We start from the raw sequence: 20,245 nt of genomic DNA on the forward strand, positions 1-20,245 counted from the left end.
GAAGGCCCGTCCTCCGGGGAGGAGAACGGGCCTTCGCGGGAAAAGATGTGACTGGGCGTCAGTTGCCCGGCGCCCGGGACGGGCGTCCCGAACCCCGCGTCAGCGCGTACCCGCCGATGCCCGCGAGCGCGGCCAGCACGGCGCCGATCCCGCTCCACACCCAGCGGTCCGACCACCAGGAGGAGGACCAGCCGCCGTCCGGCTCGATGCTCGACAGGACCGGGTGCTTCTTCGAGCCGTCCGCCGCGTCGCCGTCGTCCTTCGCGGAGGTGACCGCGATGCCCGGGACCAGCGGCTGCGCCAGCGAGCCGTCCACGGCCGCCGGACCGCCGATGTGCTTGGAGTCGGCCCGCACCTCGGCGTTCACCGGCTGCCCCAGGTCGGACGCCTGGAGGCCGACCACGGTGAGCCGGACGTAGTAGGTGCCGGGCAGCGGGTCGTTCGCCCACGGCTCCGACCAGGCGCGCACCGTGCGCAGGACGCAGGCCAGCTCCACGGTGGCGGTGCCCGCCGCCGCGGTGCGGGTCTGCGCGCCGTACTGGCACGCCTGGCGGCGGCGCAGCCCGTCGTACACGTCGAGCTGCCAGGTCTGCGCGGCGTGCTTCTCCGGCAGCTTCACCGTCGCCTTGACGGTGGGCCGTTCGCCCGCGTCCGCCGGGAACGACCAGTACATGTAGTCGCCCGTGGAGCCGGAGGCGGTCGCCTGCTGCCCCTGCTCGATCTCCGTCGCCGTACGGAACGACGTGCCCGCCTGGGTCGGCGCGTCCTTGTCGCCGGACGGGCTCGGGGAGGGCGAGGAGTCGGCCGCGGCCGGACCCGCGGCCAGTCCCACGGCCAGCAGCGCCGCGCTCAGCACACGTGTGAAACGCATCAGTTCGTCCTCCAGATCGTGACCCGCCAGCGCGAGAGCCAGCCCCAGACGAGGCCCGCCAGGAAGCCGACGACCACCAGCAGACCCAGCAGCCACCAGCCGCGGCCCAGACCGAACGCCGCCACGTCGTGCGCCGCGCTCGGACCGTCCACCACGTCCACGGTCAGCTCCAGCGGCAGACCCGGCGTGGTCTTCACCCCGGCCGCCGCCGAGAAGGAGTTGGTGACCTGGAGGCACACCGTCTCGGCCGGCGCGTCGTCATCGTCGCTGTCGGCCTTCGGGTAGCGCAGACCCGTCGAGATCACGTCCGTACGGCCGGTGCCCGCGGCCTCGCCGCGCACGATCTCCCGCCCGTGCAGCGTCACCGCCCGCAGCAGCACCCCGTAGTCGGGGTTGACCGTGCGGTCGTCGGCGACGCTCACCGAGGCACGCAGCTCCTGACCGGGCTCGACGTTCACCCGGTACCAGCGCTGCTGCCCGAACTCCTCGCGGTCGGTGTAGAGACCGGATTTCAGCTCGGGGGCCTTCACGCAGTCGGCGGCGCCCTGCACGGCCACCGGAGTGACCACCGGATCGGCGGCCCGGTCTACCAACTGGCCGACCCGGTCGCTCAGTTCGTCCTTGTGCCGGACGTCGGTGTAGGTGCCGCCGGTGGCGTCCGCGATACAGCTGAGCTGGTCACGCGTCTTGGCGTCGGGCACCAGGCCGAGGGTGTCGATGGTCAGGCCGATGCCCTTGGCGGCTATCTCGCGGGCCACCTCGCACGGGTCCAGCGGCTGGCAGGTGTCCTCGCCGTCGCTGATCAGGACGATACGGCGGGTGCCGTCACCGCCCTCCAGATCGGTGGCCGCCTTCAGCAGCGCGGGACCGATCGGCGTCCACCCGGTCGGCGACAGCGTCGCGACGGCCGTCTTGGCCTCGGTGCGGTTCAGCGGGCCGACCGGGTAGAGCTGCGCGGTGTCCTTGCAGCCCTCCTTGCGGTCGTTGCCCCGGTAGTCGGCGCCCAGCGTGCGGATGCCGAGCTGCACCTCCTCGGGCGTCGCGTCGAGCACCTCGTTGAAGGCCTGCTTCGCCGCGGCCATCCGCGTGCCGCCGTCGATGTCCCGGGTGCGCATGGAACCGCTGACGTCCAGGACGAGTTCGACCTTCGGCGCGGCCTGCCCGTCCGTCTCGTCGGCGACCGCGCCGGCGGGGAACGCGATCCCGGCCGTCAGGGCGGCGAGCAGAGCACAGACCCCTGCCGCCAGCCGTTGTCTTGTGATCATCGGCGGATCCTATTGACCAAACCCGTCCGGCTTCAAAACGGCGGGTGGCCGCGGCGGACATGTCCGTCACGTCGTCAGATCGCGCCGCCCTCCCGGTCCGTGGCCAGGAGGCCCGCGAGACGGGCCCGGTACAGCGCCGCGACGGTGAACCCGTCGGTGATCCGCCCATCGGCGACCATGGCCTCCGCCTCGGCCGGAGTCACCGTGACGACCCTCCCGATCGCCTCGCCCTTCTCCGGATCGCCGAAGCCGTCCACCCGGGCCGCGTACAGCTGCACCCGATGGGCCAGCAGGCCGGTGTCGGGGTGGACGTCGCCGAGCGCGATCACCTCCGTCGGGGTCGCGGCGATCTCCTCGCCCAGTTCCCGCGTGACGTTCTCCTCGCCCGTGGCGCCGGGGTCCCCGAAGCCGCGCACCGCCTCCCAGTGCCGCCGGCGGGTGGCGTGCCGGTAGTGCTCGATCAGCACGACCTTCCCCCCGGGCCCGAGCAGCGGCAGCACCACCACGCCGGGGGAGGCGCCGGGAGGCGGCAGGAGCCGGTCGTACAGACCCAGCCGGCCGTCGGGGAACCGCACGGGATCGCGCAGGTACCACAGATAGCGGTTGGCCGAGATCACACCGGTCCGGACCGGCCGGACCGCCGCCCTCAGCCGCGCCCACAGGGCCCCGGCCCGCCCCTGTGGGCTCTGCCCGGCCGCGGCGGCCGCGCGCCGGGCCCGGCGGACCGAGGCCGGTTCCGTCAGGATCTCGATCTCCCCGGGATCGTTGCGGAACCACTCGGGGACGGCCCGGCGCAGGGCCTCGTAACGGCTCATCGGACCTTTCGGGCTGTGCAAGGGCGTACTCCGGGGTCAGTACTCGGGCAGGTCTTCGTTGTCCTGGGTGGTCGTGGACGCCGTGCCGGTGGGGCCGGGCCCGGTCGCGTCCCGGTAGCCGGGCAGCCGCTGTACGAGATCGTGGAACTGCGCCCATTCTCGTTCACCGGCCAGCCGTACGGCGGCTATCTCGCGGGCGAACCGCTGCTCCCGCCGCCCGGCGATCCGATTGCGCAGCACCAGCTGCACCGATCCGGTGAGCGACCCGCTCACCGTCAGCGGCAGCACCGAACCCGCCACCTCCCACAGGTCGTTGCCGCTGACGGCGGTGAACACGGCCGCGCCCACGGTGACCACCACCTCGACCACCGGACGCCACGGGGCCGGCCGGGCCCGATCGCGATGCCGCGCCAGTTTGAGGATCTCCGAGTTGAGCCGGACGTAACGGTCGAAGACCCGCCCCACCGAGTCGTGGAACGCCTCCGGGGCGGCGGTCAGCGCGCTGAACGCCCGGACGTACTCGTTCCACGCGGAGGTCTGCCGCAGCTGATAGATGTCGTGCAGGGTCAGCGCGTTCACGGCGGCGGGCGTCAGATGGTCCTGGACCGTGGCGAAGCTCTGCCGCCGCAGCAGGGTGAGCAGTTGCTCCGGGTCCTCGATGAACCCGGCGGTGCTCCTGGCCTCCCGGGCCTCCTGCAGCACCACCCGGCGCAGGCTGCCCACGGGCGTGAGGGGGTAACGCCCCAGCGCGTCGGCCAGGTTGACGTTGTAGACCAGGTCGAGGAGCTGCTTGATCTCCGCCGCGAAGGGCTTGCCCCCGTCGTACCTGCCCTCCGCGATGTTCGTCCCGGGGACGGACACGAACTCCTCGTACAGCGTGTTGCGCACGACCGGCTGCCTGCGCACGCTGAGGTCGTTGCTGAACGCGACGACCTCGCCGAGCCGGCGCGCGAACCGGTCCGCGTCCCGCCGGTCCACGCCGACCTGGGCGGCGAGGACGTCGATGTCCTTGGCCGTGAGGCCCTGTACCCGCTCGGCGAACGGCTGGAACAGCCGGATCCGGGTCTGCTCCCGGTTCTCCTGGTCGCCCGAGGTGTCGTCCCAGGACATGCGCACACAGCGCACCCGGTCCGTGGCCGGGATCCCCGCCAGCGTCTCCTGCCAGGCGGTGAACCCGTCCGGCCGCGCGTGGAGATGGGCCGGCGGCTCCTCGGCCGGGTGCCGTTCGTTGAGCAGGAAGGGCACGATGGCCCCCGAGGCGAGGAGCTTCTGGTGCGCCGTGCGTGACTCGCCCTGCTGCGCGAAGTCGCGGCTGATCGCGTCGTTGTTGTAGAAGTAGGCGCGGTTGATCACCACCTGGCTCGCGTTGATCAGGCTGCGGAAGTACTCCGCGCGCACCTCCTGGAGCCGCTGCGGGGCGATCTGGTCGAGGGACCGCCCGCGCGCGATCATGTCCTTGGCGAGAGGCGCCGGAACCCACTGGTTGTCCAGCGATTGCGCGATCACCGCTCCGGACTCCAACTGCTCCGGGCGGATCGGCGTCATCAGGCCGTCACTGCTGTTGCCGTCAGTCATCTGCTGCTCTCGGGACTCTCGTGTCGGGTGGACTCCACAGAGCTACCTCCCGGTCGGCGTCGCAGGGGCCGATGTGTCCTTTTCGGTACACACGATGACCGATATCCAGCCGCCCGGCGTCATGCGTTCCCGACGCCGCCGAGAGGGTTGGGCAGTCGCGTCCAGATATCCCCCGAACGGCCCGGCGACAACCGCATCAGCGTCAACGCCTTCGTGGGCAAGGGCTCTTCGCGCAGTGCCCGGGTGTCCGGTGTGTCCGGCAGGTCCTCGACGGCCGCCTCCATGGCCGCCCGCAGCGCCGGGGCCGAGCCGGTCGTGCCCGCCAGCGCGCCCGCCACCAGGGAGCCGAACAGCTTGCGGCGCAGGGCCACGGGATCGTCGGTGAGGTTGCGGGCGGGCAGGTCCGGCGCCCGCATGCTGTGCCGGGCCAGCCGGTCCGGGCTCACCCGGATGTCCGCCAGGTCGCGGTAGACCAGCCGCAGCGGCGCGCCCGACGCGGAGAGCACCACCAGCAGGTTCTGGCCGTGCGCCTCCAGGGCCACGCCCAGCTCCAGCAGGCGCAGCCCGACCGTGAGGGCGAGGCGGGCGAAGTCGGCTGCCCAGGCGGGGGAGTTCGGCAGGTCCGTGGTGGCGAGGGCCGCCACCGGCAGGACGTGCTCGCCCGGCGCCGCGTAGGCGCGCGGGGACTCGCGCCACAGCGCCGCCAGGTCCGCCGTGCCGGCGGCGGCAGCACCGAGGGTGCGGGTGACGTGCAGCAACCCGTCCGTGCGGGCGGCCAGTTCCTGCGCGAAGGCCGACAGCACCGCCGAGGCCGCCACCGAGCCCACCGAGATGTCCCGCACCGACGAGGTGAGCCGCGCCGACAGCGCCGTCTTGACGTGCGGGCCGTCCGGCAGGGCCAGGGTGCGCAGGGACATCAGCGGATGCGCCACGAGCCCGGCGCGCCCGCCCGCCTCCACGCCCGCCCCCGCGCCGCCGCCCCCGCCTGTACGGCCGTCGCCCGCGCCCGTGCGCTTGAGCACATGCCGTGCCTGCCACGGATGCACCGGCAGCAACAGCCGTCCGCCCGACCGCAGTTCGCTCGGCCACTCCCCGCTCACCAGGCACTCCGCCACGGGCACCGGCAGCAGGCCCAGCTCCACCACCGGCCGGTGCTCCGGGCCGTACGCCAGCTGCTCGGCCACCGAGAAGCCGGGCCGGGAACGGCAGTTGGGGTGGAAGGGGTGCCCGTCCACCACCCGCTGCTCCCACTCCCAGTCCGTCGCGGGCCACTCGTTCGGGTGAGTGCCGGGGGACGGCGGCCGGTCGGCCCGCGACAAGGCCAACGAGGCGACGCTGTGCGCCAGTTCGGCGGCGAACGCCTCGCCGTGTGGCACGGCCAGGTCCGTCACCAGACGCGCCGGATGGTCGTAGGAGGTGCCGTCGAGACGGACGGCGGAGACGTACGCGGTGGTGGCGTACGGGTCCGACGGCGGGCCGTCGAGCATGCGACCGTCGGAAAGCCGCAGCACCAGGCCGTCGCGCACCCGCTCCCGGCCCGCGATCCACGGCAGCGGCTCGTGCGCCAGGGCGCGCCACAGGCGGGTCAGCACCGCCGCCCGCGCGCCGGGCAGCTCCCGGTCGTACCCTGCGACCAGGCCGGGCCGCTCGACGGCCAACTCCTCGCCGATCTCGGTCTCGGCGGTCGGGGAACGGTGCACGATCGGCCTTTCGGTTGCGGGTCGGGCGTCACGGTAGCGCGCGCCGGGCAGACATACTGATCACACCGCACCGTGTGGACGTATGGAACGAATGGAACGCGTGGAGCCCATGCCCCTCAGCGCCGACGCCGGAGCGCGCGCCGACGCGTACGCCGCCGCGCCCCTGCTGAACTGCCTGATCCGCGAACTGGCGCAGCCCTGCCCGGACCCCGCGGGACGGCAGACGTACCGGCTGCCCGGCGGTGGGCGGCTGCTGCGGGTGCGCACCGGACGGCGGCCCGCCGACCCCGAGGTCCGCACGGACGGCGGCTGGCGGCGCGTCGGCCACACCGAGCTGGTCAAACTCGTCGCCGACGAACTGCGCCGGCACACCGGCCTGACCAACGACGAGCTGCCCGCCGAGATGATCGACAGCCGGGAGGCGGTAGGGGCGCTGCTCGCCGCCCGCGACCGGACGGCGGCCCCCGCCGATCCGTATCTGCGCTCCGAGCAGTCCCTCGTCACCGGCCACCCCTACCACCCGGCGCCCAAGGCGCGCGGCGGCGGCCCGGTCGCCTCCTGGCTGCCGTACGCGCCCGAGGCGTACGCCCGCTTCCCGCTGACGCTGCTGGCCGTGCGCGAGGACCTGGCCGTCGAGGAGGGCGACACCTCGGCGCTCGACGCGCTCGGCCAGGCCCCGCCCGGCTACCGGCTGCTGCCCGCGCACCCCTGGCAGCTGGACCTGATCGGCGGCGACCTCGCCGAGGCGTTCGCGGACGGCCGGCTGCTGCGGCTCGGGCACACGCCGTTCGAGACGTGCCCGACGGCGGCCGTCCGCACCGTCCACGCCGCCGGCCCCGACCTCTTCCTGAAGTTCAGCCTGGACGTGCGGATCACCAACGACGTGCGCCGGCTGTGGCGGCACGACCTGCTGCGGCTGCGCCGCACGGACGCGGCCGCCGTCACCGCCTTCGCGGCCCTGGACGGCCCGGCGGCCTGGCTGAGCGACCGCGGCTACCGCACCGCCTCCTTCGCCTTCGAGGAGCTGGCCGTCGTCGTCCGCGACGGACTCGGCCGGCACGCGCTGCCCGGTACGACGGTGCTGCTCGCCGCCGCCCTCGCCGAGGGCTTCGACGGCAACCCGCTGGACCGCCCGATGGACCCGGCGGTGTGGTGGGCGGCGTATCTGCGCCAGGTCGTGCCGCCCGCCCTCGCGGCCTTCGCCGACCACGGCGTCGTCCTGGAGGCGCATCTGCAGAACTCGCTGATCGCCGTGGACGCGGCCGGGCTGCCCGTGCAGGCGCTGTTCCGGGACGCGGAGGGCGTGAAGCTGCTGCCGGAGACCAGCCGGGCGGCCGGCTGGGAGCGGCTGGTGTACTGCCTGGTCGTCAACCACCTCACCGAGATCGCCGCCGCCCTCGCCGAACGCCACCCCGGCTTCGACCCCTGGCCCGCCGCCCGCCGCGAACTCTCCCGCCACCCCCTCCCCGAGATCCCCGCCCTCCTCACCACCCCCCCCCTCCCCGCCAAGACCAATCTCCTCCTGCGCTGGACCGGCGCCGACGGCGCGGCCGCCCGCTACCGCCCGCTGCGCAACCCGCTGGCCGGGGCGTAGGAGACGCCGGGAGCGGAGCCGGGCGGGGCCGGGCGGGTCGGCCCAGGGCGGGCGGGAGCGGCCGGGAGCGGCCGGGGGAATGAGTGTTTAGTCCGCCTGCTACGGGTCACGCGACCTGTCGGAACGAGGTGACCCGTGCCGGCGGGCCGCGCGGTGCGCGATGCCCGGCGGCGACCGCCGTCACGCACCCGATCGGGCGTCGGAGCACGAGGAAGCCGCGACGTGACTGCTGACGCACCACGAAAGGCAGACCCATGACGGAGATCCGACCCGCCACGACGACCGACTCCGGGGCGCCGGTGGAGAGCGACGAGCATTCGCTCACCGTGGGCCCCGGGGGGCCGATCCTCCTCCAGGACGCCTACCTGATCGAGCAGATGGCGCAGTTCAACCGGGAGCGGATCCCAGAGCGCCAGCCGCACGCCAAGGGAAGCGGCGCCTTCGGCTACTTCGAGGTGACCGACGACGTCAGCGCGTACACGAAGGCGGCCCTGTTCCAGCCCGGCGTCCGCACCGACCTGGTCATCCGGTTCTCCACCGTCGCCGGGGAGCGCGGCAGCCCGGACACCTGGCGCGACCCGCGCGGCTTCGCGGTGAAGTTCTACACCAGCGAAGGCAACTACGACATGGTCGGCAACAACACGCCCGTGTTCTTCGTGAAGGACCCGATGAAATTCCAGCACTTCATCCGGTCCCAGAAGCGCCGCGCGGACAACAACCTGCGCGACCACGACATGCAGTGGGACTTCTGGACGCTGTCCCCGGAGTCCGCCCACCAGGTCACCTGGCTGATGGGCGACCGGGGCATCCCGCGCACCTGGCGCCACATGAACGGCTACACCTCCCACACCTACATGTGGATCAACGCCGACGGCGAGCGGTTCTGGGTGAAGTACCACTTCAAGACGGACCAGGGCATCGAGTTCTTCACCCAGGACGAGGGCGACCAGATGGCCGCGGCCGACACGGACTATCACACCCGGGACCTGTTCGAGCACATCCGGGACGGCGACTTCCCGAGCTGGACCCTGTACGTCCAGGTGATGCCGTACGCGGAGGCCGCGCACTACCGCTTCAACCCCTTCGACCTCACCAAGGTGTGGCCGCACGGCGACTATCCGCTCATCCGGGTCGGCCGCATGACGCTCGACCGCAACCCCACCGACAACCACGCCCAGATCGAGCAGGCGGCGTTCCAGCCCAACAACTTCGTCCCCGGCATCGGCCCGAGCCCGGACCGCATGCTGCTGGCCAGGCTGTTCTCCTACGCGGACGCCCACCGCCACCGCATCGGCGCCAACTACCAGCAGCTGCCGGTGAACGCCCCGATCGTGGACGTCCACACGTATTCCAAGGACGGGGCGATGGCCTACCGGTACACCACCGACCCGGTGTACGCCCCGAACTCCAAGGGCGGCCCCGCCGCGGACACGGAGCGCTACGGCTCGCCGCCCAGCTGGACGGCCGACGGCGAGATCACCCGGTCCGCCTACGTCTCCCACGCCGAGGACGACGACTGGGGGCAGCCCGGCACCCTGGTGCGCGAGGTGCTGGACGACGCCGCCCGCGACCGCCTCGTGGACAACGTGGTGGGGCATCTCCTGAACGGCGTGAGCGAACCCGTCCTCGAACGTGCTTTTGCATACTGGTCGAACATCGACGAAAACATCGGCAAGCGCATCGCCGCCGGGGTGCGTGCCAAGGCCGACGAGAAGGACCCCAAGGCCGCCGCGCAGAGCAACCCGGCGCGCAGCTCGATGCAGCACAAGGCGTGACGGGGCGGCGCAAGAGGTAACGGGCAGCACGCGGGACAGCACAAAGGCGTCACGGGAAGGGTGTGCCGTCGCGGGCGCTCGCGGGCCCGCCTCCCCGCCGGTTCGGCACGTGTGATCACTATGCTGGCGTCGGGCATGGTGGGCGACCGGTGGGGATGGACGGGAAGATGCTGCGAGAGGTCACTGCGACGCGCTATGTCGAGCCCCTGCACTCCGGCGGCTCGGTCCCCGGCGTCGTGGAGGCCGACGACCTCGGCACCTACGTCGTGAAGTTCACCGGCTCCGCCCAGGGCCGCAAGGCGCTCGTCGCCGAGGTGGTCGTGGGGGAGCTGGCGCGCGCCCTCGGGCTGCGGTTCCCCGAACTGGTGCTGGTGCACTTCGATCCGGAGCTGGCCGCGCACGAACCCCACCAGGAGGTACGCGACCTGCTCGACGCCAGCCCCGGCGTCAACCTCGGCATGGACTATCTGCCGGGCGCCCGCGACTTCACCCCGAAGGCCGCCGAGACCTTCGCGGTGGACCCGCTGGAGGCCGGGCGGATCGTGTGGCTGGACGCGCTGACGGCCAACGTGGACCGCACCGTCCACAGCTCCAACCTGATGATCTGGCCGACACTCGGCACCGTGCCGCCGCGGCTGTGGCTGATCGACCACGGCGCCGCCCTCGTCTTCCACCACCGCTGGGACACCTCGGCGCCCGACAAGGCGTACGACTTCCGGCACCACGCCCTCGGCCGGTACGGCCCCGACGTCCGGGCCGCCGACGCCGAACTCGCCCCCCGGGTCACCCCCGAGCTGCTGCGGTCGGTCCTGGCCGAGGTGCCGGACGCGTGGCTCGCCGACGAGCCGGGCTTCGCCGGCCCGGAGGAGCTGCGCGCCGCCTACGCCGACTACCTCGCCGCCCGGGTGGCCGCCTCCGCGGCCTGGCTGCCCACGGACTTCCCAGGCCGCGCCGAACTGGCCGCCGAGGAGGCCCGGCGCGCGGCGAGGACCCGGGCGGGACGGCCCGACTGGCTCAAGCGGGTGCCCGATCTGCACGGCAAGCCGGCCGCGGAGAAGGACTGGTCGGCCCACCTGGAGTAGCCCGCCCCGGGGGAGACACCGCACGAGAACGTGTGCCGGAAGTGTGCGGCAACGTGTGCGGCGATCCGCACGCGAACCCGTGCGGGCACACGTGTGAGCGGTCCCCGGGACGTGCTTCCCGGGGACCGCTCACCCCCCGCGGCTCAGCCCCGCAGCCGCTCGTACGCCGGCAGCGTCAGGAAGTCGGCGTAGTCCTCGTCCAGGGACACCTGCAGGAGCAGATCGTGGGCCTGCTGCCAGTTGCCCGCGGCGAACGCCTCCTCGCCGATCTCCTCGCGGATGGCGGCCAGTTCCTCGGCGGCGACCTTGCGGGCCAGCTCCGGCGTGGCCTTCTCGCCGTTCTCGAACTGGACGCCCGCGTTGATCCACTGCCAGATCTGCGAGCGGGAGATCTCGGCGGTGGCCGCGTCCTCCATCAGGTTGAAGATGGCGACGGCGCCCAGGCCCCGCAGCCACGCCTCGATGTAACGGATGCCCACCTGGACGGCGTTGACCAGGCCCGCGTACGTCGGCTTGGCGTCGAGGGAGTCGATCGCGATCAGGTCGGCCGCCTTCACGTCCACGTCCTCGCGCAGCCGGTCCTTCTGGTTCGGCCGCTCGCCGAGGACCCTGTCGAAGGACTCCATGGCGATCGGCACCAGGTCGGGGTGGGCGACCCAGGAGCCGTCGAAACCGTCGCCGGCCTCGCGGTCCTTGTCGGCGCGGACCTTCTCGAAGGCCACCTTGTTGACCTCGGCGTCCTTGCGGGAGGGGATGAACGCCGCCATGCCGCCGATCGCGTGCGCGCCGCGCTTGTGGCAGGTGCGCACGAGGAGTTCGGTGTACGCGCGCATGAACGGGGCGGTCATCGTGACCGCGTTGCGGTCCGGCAGGACGAACTTCTCGCCGCCGTCACGGAAGTTCTTCACGATGGAGAACAGGTAGTCCCAGCGGCCGGCGTTCAACCCGGAGGCGTGGTCGCGCAGTTCGTAGAGGATCTCCTCCATCTCGTACGCGGCCGTGATCGTCTCGATCAGGACGGTGGCGCGGACGGTGCCCTGCGGGATGCCGACGTAGTCCTGGGCGAAGACGAAGATCTCGTTCCAGAGGCGGGCCTCCAGGTGCGACTCCGTCTTCGGCAGGTAGAAGTACGGGCCCTTGCCGAGGTCCAGCAGCCGCTGGGCGTTGTGGAAGAAGTACAGGCCGAAGTCGACCAGGGCGCCCGGGACCTGGCGGCCCTCGGCGTCCACGAGGTGCCGCTCGCTGAGGTGCCAGCCGCGTGGGCGCATCACGACCGTGGCCAGTTCGTCGGCCGGGCGCAGGGCGTAGGACTTGCCCGACCTCGGGTCGGTGAAGTCGATGCGGCGGGTGTAGGCGTCGATCAGGTTGAGCTGGCCGAGGACGACGTTCTCCCAGGTGGGCGCGGAGGCGTCCTCGAAGTCGGCGAGCCAGACCTTCGCGCCCGAGTTGAGCGCGTTGATGGTCATCTTGCGGTCGGTGGGACCGGTGATCTCGACCCGGCGGTCGTTCAGCGCCGCGGGGGCCGGGGCGACCTTCCAGGAGTCGTCCGCGCGGATCGCGGCCGTCTCCGGGAGGAAGTCGAGGGTGGAGGTGCGGGCGATCTCGGCGCGGCGCTCCGCACGGCGGGCGAGGAGTTCGTCGCGGCGCGGCGTGAACCGCCGGTGCAGCTCCGCCACGAAGGCGAGCGCCGCGTCGGAGAGGACCTCCTCCTGCCGGGGCAGGGGCTCGGCGTCGACGATGGCCAGCGGGGACGGCGCTGGTGCGGACATGAGCTGTCACTTCCTTCGGGGGAGCTTCTTCAGCGAACCACGTTCACCGCCACCGCGCCGTGGCACTGGATGCCAGGAGGCACGAATGGGGTATATGGCGCCCACGGATCGGCCAGGCGCTTCTGATCAGTGGATACTAGTTTCCTCATGGTGGAAGTTCAATGGTTTGTTGATGTCGAGATTCTCTGAGTCGAGGGACTGTGGCGTTCAGTGCCACGCCGTTCACTCCAGGTCGCCGTTCGCTCCCGGCGCGCCGCACGGGCGCACTCCGGACGCGCCGGACCGGCTCACTCCAGGCACGCCAGATCGGCCTCGGTGTCGATGTCGTACGGCTGCGCCACGTCGCCGCACTCCACCAGCGTGATCTCCGCCGCGTGCTCCTTCAGATAGGCGCGTGCCCCCCGGTCGCCGGTCGCACTCGCCGCGATGCCCGCCCAGTGCGCCGCCCCGAACAGCACGGGATGCCCGCGCACCCCGTCGTACGCCGCCGCGGCCAGCGACGTGTCGTCCTTGAACGCGGCCCGCACCCGGCCCGCCGCCCGTGCGCCGATGCCCGGCTGGTCCACCAGGCACACCAGCGCCGCCCGCGCCCCCGAACCGGCCAGCGAGTCCAGTCCCGCCCGCAGCGAGGATCCCATGCCCTCCTCCCAGCCCGGGTTGTTCACCAGCACGCAGCCCGCGAGCCGCGCCCGCTCCCGTACGTCGCCGGAGCGCGCCCCCAGCACCACGTGCACCCGGGCGCAGCCGGCCGCCCGCAGCACCGCGACCGCGTGCTCCACCAGCGGCCGGCCCCGGTGCGTCAGCAGCGCCTTGGGCCGCCCGCCGAGCCGCCGCCCGCCCCCGGCGGCCAGCACCAGCCCGGCCACCTCGTCCGTCGGCCCGGCCACCTCGTCCGTCGGCCCGGCCACCTCGCCGGGCCCGGCGGCCCCGTCCGGCCCGCTCACCTCGTCGTCCGTGTGTGTCATGCGTCCTGCATACCTGACCACCGGACGGCCGCGCGGTTTCGTGGGGCTGAATTTCGGTCCCCGTGCTGGCGCGGCCCGCCCCCGGTGTCGTTTACTACCCGCGTCCGGGGACTGCGCACGACGACGTGCGAGGGGGAGGGCTGTGTTGCGGAGCTTGGACCAGCGGCCGGTGGCGGGCAGCGAAGAGGACCCGAGGGTGGCGGGACTGCGCACCGCCGTGTCCCGGTTACGCCGCGAACTGGCCGCTCATCCCGTGGAGTTCGCCGACCGCTCGATAGCCGAGGACGAACTCGCCGCTCTCGCCGCGATGGCCGCCCACGGCGTCCCCGAGATACCGCGGCTGCGCCGCTCCCTGCTGCTGATCGCCGGATCGATAGGCTCGGTGAGCGCCCTGCGCCCCGGCCTGTCCGAGGTGCGGGCCGCGGTGGACCTGTTCGGGCAGCCGCCACGCGGCTGACCGGCCGAGAGGCGATACGGGTACCGGCACGGGGGCGGGCACGCCCCGCCGCGGTGCGCAGCCCGCGCCGACACGGCGCTCAGGGCCCGTACGGGTACGGCGGATACGGCGCTCAGGCCCTGCGGCGTCGTACGAGCCCCTGTTCGGTCGCCGCCGCCACCGCCGCCGTGCGCGACTCCACGCCCAGCTTGGCGTAGACGTGCACCAGATGGGACTTCACCGTGGCCTGGCTCAGGAACAGGCGCTTGCTGATCTCCAGGTTGGACAGCCCGTCGCGGACCAGCTCCAGCACCTCCAGCTCACGGCGGCTGAGCGCGGCGGCCGGGGTGCGCATGCGGTCCATCAGCCGGTGCGCCACCGCCGGGGCCAGCGCCGAGCGCCCCGAGGCGGCGGTGCGCACCGCCGCCGCCAGCTCCCGCGGCGGGGCGTCCTTCAGCAGATAGCCCGCCGCGCCCGCCTCCACCGCCGCGAGGATGTCCGCGTCCGTGTCGTACGTCGTCAGCACCAGCACGCGCGGGGCCCCGGTGCGGGCGGTGATCTGCGCCGTCGCCTCCGCGCCGTGCGCCCCGCCCGGCCCGAACTGGAGGTCCATCAGCACCACGTCGATCCCGCCCGCGGCGGCCAGCTCCACGGCGCGCTCCGCCGTCGGCGCCTCTGCGGCGATCTCGAAGTCCGGCTCGGCGGCCAGCACCGCCCGCAGCCCGGCACGGACCACGGGATGGTCGTCGGCCAGCAGCAGCCGGATCGGCCCGCTCCCCTCGGTCATGTCCTCGGGTGTCATACGGCGCTCCCCAGGTCCGGGTCCGGGCGGGGCAGGGTGACCGCCACCGCCGTGCCCTGGCCGGGCGCCGACTCCACCGTGAACGTGCCGCCCAGCGCCGTGGCGCGCGAGCGCATCGCGGGCAGCCCGAAACCGCCGTCCGCCCCGCCGCCCCCGCCACCGCCGGCGCCCCCGCCCACGGCGGCCGGCACGGCGTCCGGCACGAACCCGACCCCGTCGTCCACCACGTCCAGCGCCACCGCCGTGTCCATGAAACTCAGGGTGATCTCCACCCGTCCGGCGCGGGCGTGCCGCAGCGTGTTGCCGAGCGCGGACTGCGCGATCCGCAGCAGCGCCACCTCGTACGGCGTCGGCAGCTCGGCCGGGACGCCGCTCACCGAGAACCGGACCGCCGGCGGCCCCGCCGTCTTCGCGCACAGCCGTTCGAGGGCGCCGGCCAGCGAGCCGCGCTCCAGATCCGGCGGCGTCAGCGCGTGCACGAACCGGCGGGCCTCGGCGAGGTTGTCCTGCGCGGTGGCGCGGGCCTGCTCGATGTGGACGGCGGCCGGGGACCCGTCCGGCACCGCCCGCTGGGCGGCGCGCAGCAGCAACTGGATGCTGGACAGACCCTGCGCCAGCGTGTCGTGAATCTCCCGGGCCAGCCGCTCCCGCTCCGCCAGCGTGCCCGCCGTGCGCTCGGCGGCGGCCAGCTCGGCGCGGGCGGCCACCAGCTCCTCGATCAGCCTGCGGCGCCGCTCGCTCTCCCGGTACAGCGCCTCGTAGCCGAGCACGGTCGCCACGGCGACCCCCGCGCCGAGCAGCGGCCCGATGAACGCGCCCGGAGCGAGCTGCCCGCCGTGCCCGACGAACCCGGCGATGGCCGCCGCAGCGGTCACCGCGACCGCGGGCAGCCCCCAGCGCACCGGCAGCAGGTGCAGCTGGAGGAAGTACAGCGGGAACGCCGCCCACAGCGCGTCCGGCGAGAACACCAGCAGCACCAGCCAGGACGCGCACAGCACCCCCAGCCACACCGTCGAGGCGCGCCGGGAGCGCCGTACGGACCGGTTCAGCACGCCGACGGCGAACACCGCGCCGGTGGCGAGCGCCGCTGTCACCGTCGCGGCCGCCGACGGGCCGTGCGCGCGGGCCGCGGCGAGGGCGAGCAGGCCGGTGAACAGGGCGTACAGGCACAGGCGCAGGGCGGCGACGACGGAGGAGTGGGGGCGGACGTCCATGACCGCTCCAGGGTAAGCGGGCGCCGCGCTCCGTCCGTCAACCGAAAGTTTGAAAGCCTCCCGCACCCTTCGGCGCCCGTGGAGCGTGCCCCGGCGCGATGCCCGGCGGGGGCCGCCGCACGCAGGGTGGGGGCATGTTCGTCGCATGGAGAGACCTCCGGTTCGCCAAGGGGCGGTTCGCCCTGATGGGAACCGTGGTCGTACTGATCACCCTGCTCGTGGGACTGCTGTCCGGGCTGACCGCCGGGCTCGCCGAGGAGAACACCTCGGCGATCGGGAAACTGCCCGCCGACCACCTCGCCTTCGCCGCGCCACCGGACGGCCGGCCGGTCTCCTTCACCGGTTCCTCGCTCGCCCCGGCCGTCCTCGACCGGTGGGCGGCGCGGGCCCCGTACGCGGAGCCGGTCGCGATCAGCACGGTCGACTCGGCCGCCGGGGACCGCACGGCGGCGGTGTCGGTGTTCGCCGTCCGGCCGGGCTCGGGCATCGCCCCGCCCGGTGTCGCGCCGGGACACGCGGTGCTCTCCGCCAAGGCCGCCGACGAGCTGGACGCCCGCCCCGGCGACCGGGTGCGCCTCGGCTCCGCCTCCTGGACCGTGGCCGCCGTCTCGGGCCGCGCCTCCTACAGCCATACGCCCGTGGTGTGGACGGCGTGGGACGGGGGCCGGGCGACGGTGATCGCGCTGCGCACCGGCGGCGCGGACGTCGCCGCCGCCGACCGGGCCGCCGGGACGCGGACCCTCGCCAAGGGCGACGCGCTCACCGCCATCGGCTCCTACCAGGCGGAGAACGGCTCGCTGCGGCTGATGCGGGGCTTCCTGTTCGCGATCTCGGCGCTGGTCGTCGGCGCGTTCTTCACGGTGTGGACCATCCAGCGCTCCGGCGACATCGCGGTGCTCAAGGCGCTCGGGGCGTCCACCCGGTATCTGCTGCGCGACGCGCTCGGGCAGGCCGCGGTGCTGCTGGCCGCCGGGACGCTGCTGGGGTCCGCGCTGGCGGGCCTCGCCGGACGGCTGGCCGGGGGCGGCTCGGTGCCGTTCGTCCTGGACGCGCCGACCCTGCTGGTGCCCGCCGCCGTGATGACCGTCCTCGGGACGGCGGGCGCCGCCCTCGCCGTGCGGCGGATCACCGCCGTCGATCCGCTGACCGCGCTGGGAGGCGTGCGATGAGCCTGCTCCTCGAAGACGTCACCCTCACCTACCCGGACGGCGACGGCCGGCTGACCGCGCTCGACCGGGTGCGCCTCGCCGTGCCCGCGGGTGCGCTGACGGCGGTGGTCGGGCCGTCCGGCTCGGGCAAGTCCAGCCTGCTCGCCGTCGCGGCCACCCTGATCGCCCCGGACAGCGGCCGGGTGTGCGTGTCCGGTACGGCGACCGGCGACCTGAGCGCGGCGGAACGGGCCGTGCTGCGGCGGCGGAGCATCGGCATCGTCTTCCAGCAGCCGAACCTGCTGCCCTCGCTGACGGCGGCCGAGCAACTGGAGGTGATGGCCCGCCTCGACGGACGCCGCACGGCATCCGGGCGCGCCCGCGAGCTGCTGGCCGCCGTCGGTCTGGACGGCCTGGCGCACCGGCGCCCGCACCAGCTCTCCGGCGGTCAGCGGCAGCGGGTGAACATCGCCCGCGCGCTGATGAACGAGCCGTCCGTGCTGCTGGTGGACGAGCCGACCAGCGCCCTCGACCACGAGCGCGGCGCGGCCGTCCTCGGCCTGCTGGCCCGCCTCACCCGCGACCGGGGCACCGCCACCGTCCTCGTCACCCACGACCGCGGCCGGCTGGACCTGGCGGACACGGTGCACGAGATGCGCGACGGGCGGCTGGCCGCGCTGACCCCGTAGCGCGCCGGGGTCCGGCCGGGCCGTCGGACCCGAGTTCGGCCGGGCGGCGGGACCGGGGCCCGGCCGGGCGGCCGGACCGGAGTTCGCCCGGGCGGTCCGACCGGAGTTCGGTCAGGCCGCCGGGCCCGGGTTGGTCAGGGCCTGGGACAGCTCGGCCGCCACCTGCTGGAGGACCGGGACGATGCGCTCGGTCACCGCCTCGGTGACGCGGCCCGCCGGACCGGAGATGGAGATCGCCGCGGCGGTGGGGGAGTCGGGGACGGAGACCGCGACGCAGCGGACCCCTATCTCCTGCTCGTTGTCGTCCATCGCGTAGCCGAGCTGGCGCACGTCCGCCAGGGCGGCGAGGAAGCCCTCCGGGGTGGTGATCGTCTTGTCCGTGGCGGCGGGCATGCCGGTCCGGGCGAGCAGGGCGCGCACCTCGTCCTCCGGAGTGTGCGCGAGCAGCGCCTTGCCGACGCCCGTGGAGTGCGGGAGCACCCGGCGGCCGACCTCGGTGAACATCCGCATCGAGTGCCGGGAGGGCACCTGCGCGACGTAGACGATCTCGTCGCCGTCCAGCAGCGCCATGTTCGCCGTCTCGCCGGTCTCGTCCACCAGCCGGGCCAGGTAGGGGCGCGCCCAGGTGCCCAGCAGCCGGGACGCGGACTCGCCGAGCCGGATCAGCCGGGGGCCGAGGGCGTAGCGCCGGTTGGGCTGCTGGCGGACGTAGCCGCAGGCGACCAGCGTGCGCATCAGGCGGTGGATGGTGGGCAGGGGCAGTCCGCTGGTCGCGGACAGCTCGCTCAGCCCGACTTCGCCGCCCGCGTCCGCCATCCGCTCGAGCAGGTCGAAGGCGCGCTCGAGGGACTGGACCCCACCGCTGGCGGAGGGCTTGGCGGAGTCGGTGGTGCTGGCGCTGGACGTCGGCACGGCGCGTTCCTTTCGGGGCGGGCAGGAAGGGCAAAAGCCTACCCGGGGGGCGGTTGACTCCCTGCCTGTACGGAACTACGTTCTGTCTGTTGGAATTCTAATTCCGCTTTGTGGAAACGTCCAGAGTGCGCCCGCCGTAACCTCCGTAGAGCAGTGTGCCTCTTGACGGGGTCTGAGCGGGAGTGAAGACTCCTTCAACAGAATGTTGAAACAAGAGAGGGGTCCGGGTGTCCGACGCTGAACTGGTCCTGCGCTCGACGCGTGTCGTCACGCCCGAGGGGACGCGCCCCGCCTCCGTGGCGGTCGCCGGCGGCACGATCACCGCCGTACTGCCCCACGACGCCGACGTGCCCGCCGGAGCCCGGCTGGAAGACCTCGGCGACGACGTCCTGCTGCCCGGCCTGGTCGACACCCACGTGCACGTCAACGACCCCGGCCGCACCGAGTGGGAAGGCTTCTGGACCGCCACGCGCGCGGCGGCGGCCGGCGGCATCACCACCCTGATCGACATGCCGCTCAACTCCCTGCCGCCCACCACCACCGTGGGCAACCTGCGGGTCAAGCAGGACGTGGCCCGCGACAAGGCGCACATCGACGTCGGCTTCTGGGGCGGCGCCCTGCCCGGCAACGTCAAGGACCTGCGCCCGCTGCACGACGCCGGCGTGTTCGGCTTCAAGGCGTTCCTCTCGCCGTCCGGCGTGGACGAGTTCCCGCATCTGACGCAAAATCAACTCGCCGTCTCCCTCGCGGAGATAACCGGATTCGGCGGCCTGCTCATCGTGCACGCCGAGGATCCGCACCACCTCGCCGCCGCCCCGCAGCACGGCGGCCCCAAGTACACCGACTTCCTCGCCTCCCGGCCGCGCGACGCCGAGGACACCGCCATCGCCGCGCTCATCGCCCAGGCCAAGCGGCTGGACGCGCGCGTGCACGTGCTGCACCTGTCCTCCAGCGACGCGCTGCCGCTGATCGCGAAGGCCCGGGCGGAGGGCGTGCGGATCACCGTCGAGACCTGCCCGCACTACCTCACCCTGACCGCCGAGGAAGTCCCGGACGGCGCCAGCGAGTTCAAGTGCTGCCCGCCCATCCGCGAGGCCGCCAACCAGGACCTGCTCTGGCAGGCGCTGGCCGACGGCACCATCGACTGTGTGGTGACCGACCACTCGCCCTCCACCGCCGACCTGAAGACCGACGACTTCGCCACCGCCTGGGGCGGCATCTCCGGCCTCCAGCTGAGCCTGTCCGCCGTGTGGACCGAGGCGCGCAGGCGCGGGCACGGTCTGGAGGACGTGGTCCGCTGGATGTCCGCGCGCACCGCCGCCCTCGTCGGACTTGGTCAGAAGGGCGCCATCGAGGCCGGCCGGGACGCCGACTTCGCCGTCCTCGCGCCCGAGGAGACCTTCACCGTCGACCCGGCCGCCCTCCAGCACCGCAACCGCGTCACCGCCTACGCCGGCCGCACCCTGCACGGCGTGGTGAAGTCCACCTGGCTGCGCGGCGAACGCATCGTCGCCGGCGGCGAGTTCACCGCGCCGAAGGGCCGCCTGCTGACCCGGCCCGAGTGACCGAGCGGCCCCGAGCCACCTCCCGCGCGTGCCACCGCGTCCGCACCGTGAGCGCACCGCATCCGCAC

General features: G+C 73.5%; 17 protein-coding genes. 7 read left to right on the forward strand and 10 right to left on the reverse strand.

Annotated features, from left to right (window positions below; all coding sequences use genetic code 11):
- Window positions 1–58 precede the first annotated feature (58 nt).
- From K7787_RS07250 to K7787_RS07270, 5 genes are all read right to left on the reverse strand, one after another.
- Window positions 59–871 (reverse strand): hypothetical protein, encoded by an 813-nt coding sequence (locus K7787_RS07250; protein WP_223000882.1) that lies wholly within the window; start codon window positions 869–871, stop codon window positions 59–61.
- Window positions 871–2,136 (reverse strand): VWA domain-containing protein, encoded by a 1,266-nt coding sequence (locus tag K7787_RS07255; protein WP_223000883.1) that lies wholly within the window; start codon window positions 2,134–2,136, stop codon window positions 871–873. The genes K7787_RS07250 and K7787_RS07255 overlap by 1 nt, the downstream gene beginning before the upstream one ends.
- A gap of 74 nt (window positions 2,137–2,210) precedes the next feature.
- Entirely contained in the window at window positions 2,211–2,951 is a 741-nt protein-coding gene (locus K7787_RS07260) for an NUDIX hydrolase (RefSeq protein WP_223000884.1), read from the reverse strand.
- Between the two features lie 36 nt (window positions 2,952–2,987).
- Window positions 2,988–4,526: a hypothetical protein gene (locus K7787_RS07265; protein ID WP_223000885.1), complete on the reverse strand. Its 1,539-nt coding sequence runs from the start codon at window positions 4,524–4,526 to the stop codon at window positions 2,988–2,990.
- Between the two features lie 119 nt (window positions 4,527–4,645).
- Entirely contained in the window at window positions 4,646–6,226 is a 1,581-nt protein-coding gene (locus K7787_RS07270) for an IucA/IucC family protein (RefSeq protein WP_223000886.1), read from the reverse strand.
- Between the two features lie 82 nt (window positions 6,227–6,308).
- Between K7787_RS07270 and K7787_RS07275 the strand changes: the two genes are divergently transcribed.
- The 3 genes from K7787_RS07275 (at window position 6,309) to K7787_RS07285 (ending at window position 10,677) form a co-directional block, all read left to right on the forward strand.
- On the forward strand, window positions 6,309–7,820 hold the full coding sequence (locus tag K7787_RS07275; RefSeq protein WP_372456617.1) for an IucA/IucC family protein: 1,512 nt from the start codon (window positions 6,309–6,311) through the stop codon (window positions 7,818–7,820).
- A gap of 254 nt (window positions 7,821–8,074) precedes the next feature.
- Window positions 8,075–9,595: a catalase gene (locus tag K7787_RS07280; RefSeq protein ID WP_169438114.1), complete on the forward strand. Its 1,521-nt coding sequence runs from the start codon at window positions 8,075–8,077 to the stop codon at window positions 9,593–9,595.
- Window positions 9,596–9,762: 167 nt separating this feature from the next.
- Window positions 9,763–10,677: a HipA family kinase gene (locus K7787_RS07285; protein ID WP_223000887.1), complete on the forward strand. Its 915-nt coding sequence runs from the start codon at window positions 9,763–9,765 to the stop codon at window positions 10,675–10,677.
- 143 nt (window positions 10,678–10,820) lie between these two features.
- On the opposite strand, the gene aceB is transcribed toward K7787_RS07285, so the two are convergent.
- Both aceB and K7787_RS07295 read right to left on the reverse strand, forming a co-directional pair.
- Window positions 10,821–12,446, reverse strand: a complete 1,626-nt coding sequence (gene aceB / locus K7787_RS07290) for a malate synthase A (RefSeq protein WP_169438112.1) — start codon at window positions 12,444–12,446, stop codon at window positions 10,821–10,823.
- A gap of 287 nt (window positions 12,447–12,733) precedes the next feature.
- A complete protein-coding gene (locus tag K7787_RS07295) occupies window positions 12,734–13,411 on the reverse strand; it encodes a nucleotidyltransferase family protein (RefSeq protein WP_247720647.1) in 678 nt (225 codons plus the stop codon).
- A gap of 142 nt (window positions 13,412–13,553) precedes the next feature.
- On the opposite strand from K7787_RS07295, the gene K7787_RS07300 reads away from it, so the two are divergent.
- The gene (locus K7787_RS07300) at window positions 13,554–13,868 is read left to right on the forward strand and encodes a DUF5955 family protein (protein ID WP_164390858.1); all 315 of its coding nucleotides are present in this window, start codon (window positions 13,554–13,556) and stop codon (window positions 13,866–13,868) included.
- Window positions 13,869–13,980: 112 nt separating this feature from the next.
- Here the strand turns inward: K7787_RS07300 and K7787_RS07305 are convergent, their stop codons facing one another.
- Together K7787_RS07305 and K7787_RS07310 are read right to left on the reverse strand one after the other, a co-directional pair.
- Entirely contained in the window at window positions 13,981–14,649 is a 669-nt protein-coding gene (locus K7787_RS07305; RefSeq protein ID WP_247720648.1) for a response regulator, read from the reverse strand.
- Window positions 14,646–15,863, reverse strand: a complete 1,218-nt coding sequence (locus K7787_RS07310; RefSeq protein ID WP_223000888.1) for a sensor histidine kinase — start codon at window positions 15,861–15,863, stop codon at window positions 14,646–14,648. Before K7787_RS07310 ends, K7787_RS07305 begins: the two co-directional genes overlap by 4 nt.
- Window positions 15,864–15,997: 134 nt before the next feature.
- Here K7787_RS07310 and K7787_RS07315 point away from each other — a divergent pair, with 134 nt between their 5' ends.
- The gene (locus K7787_RS07315) at window positions 15,998–17,032 is read left to right on the forward strand and encodes an ABC transporter permease (RefSeq protein WP_223000889.1); all 1,035 of its coding nucleotides are present in this window, start codon (window positions 15,998–16,000) and stop codon (window positions 17,030–17,032) included.
- Window positions 17,029–17,700: an ABC transporter ATP-binding protein gene (locus K7787_RS07320; protein ID WP_164390853.1), complete on the forward strand. Its 672-nt coding sequence runs from the start codon at window positions 17,029–17,031 to the stop codon at window positions 17,698–17,700. The genes K7787_RS07315 and K7787_RS07320 overlap by 4 nt, the downstream gene beginning before the upstream one ends.
- Window positions 17,701–17,811: 111 nt before the next feature.
- Here K7787_RS07320 and K7787_RS07325 read toward each other — a convergent pair whose 3' ends face one another.
- Window positions 17,812–18,612: an IclR family transcriptional regulator gene (locus K7787_RS07325; protein ID WP_164390851.1), complete on the reverse strand. Its 801-nt coding sequence runs from the start codon at window positions 18,610–18,612 to the stop codon at window positions 17,812–17,814.
- Window positions 18,613–18,839: 227 nt separating this feature from the next.
- Here K7787_RS07325 and allB point away from each other — a divergent pair, with 227 nt between their 5' ends.
- Entirely contained in the window at window positions 18,840–20,177 is a 1,338-nt protein-coding gene (allB, locus tag K7787_RS07330; RefSeq protein WP_223000890.1) for an allantoinase AllB, read from the forward strand.
- Window positions 20,178–20,245: the final 68 nt, after the last annotated feature.

The sequence above is a fragment of the Streptomyces sennicomposti genome, from assembly GCF_019890635.1.
Classification (GTDB): domain Bacteria; phylum Actinomycetota; class Actinomycetes; order Streptomycetales; family Streptomycetaceae; genus Streptomyces; species Streptomyces sennicomposti.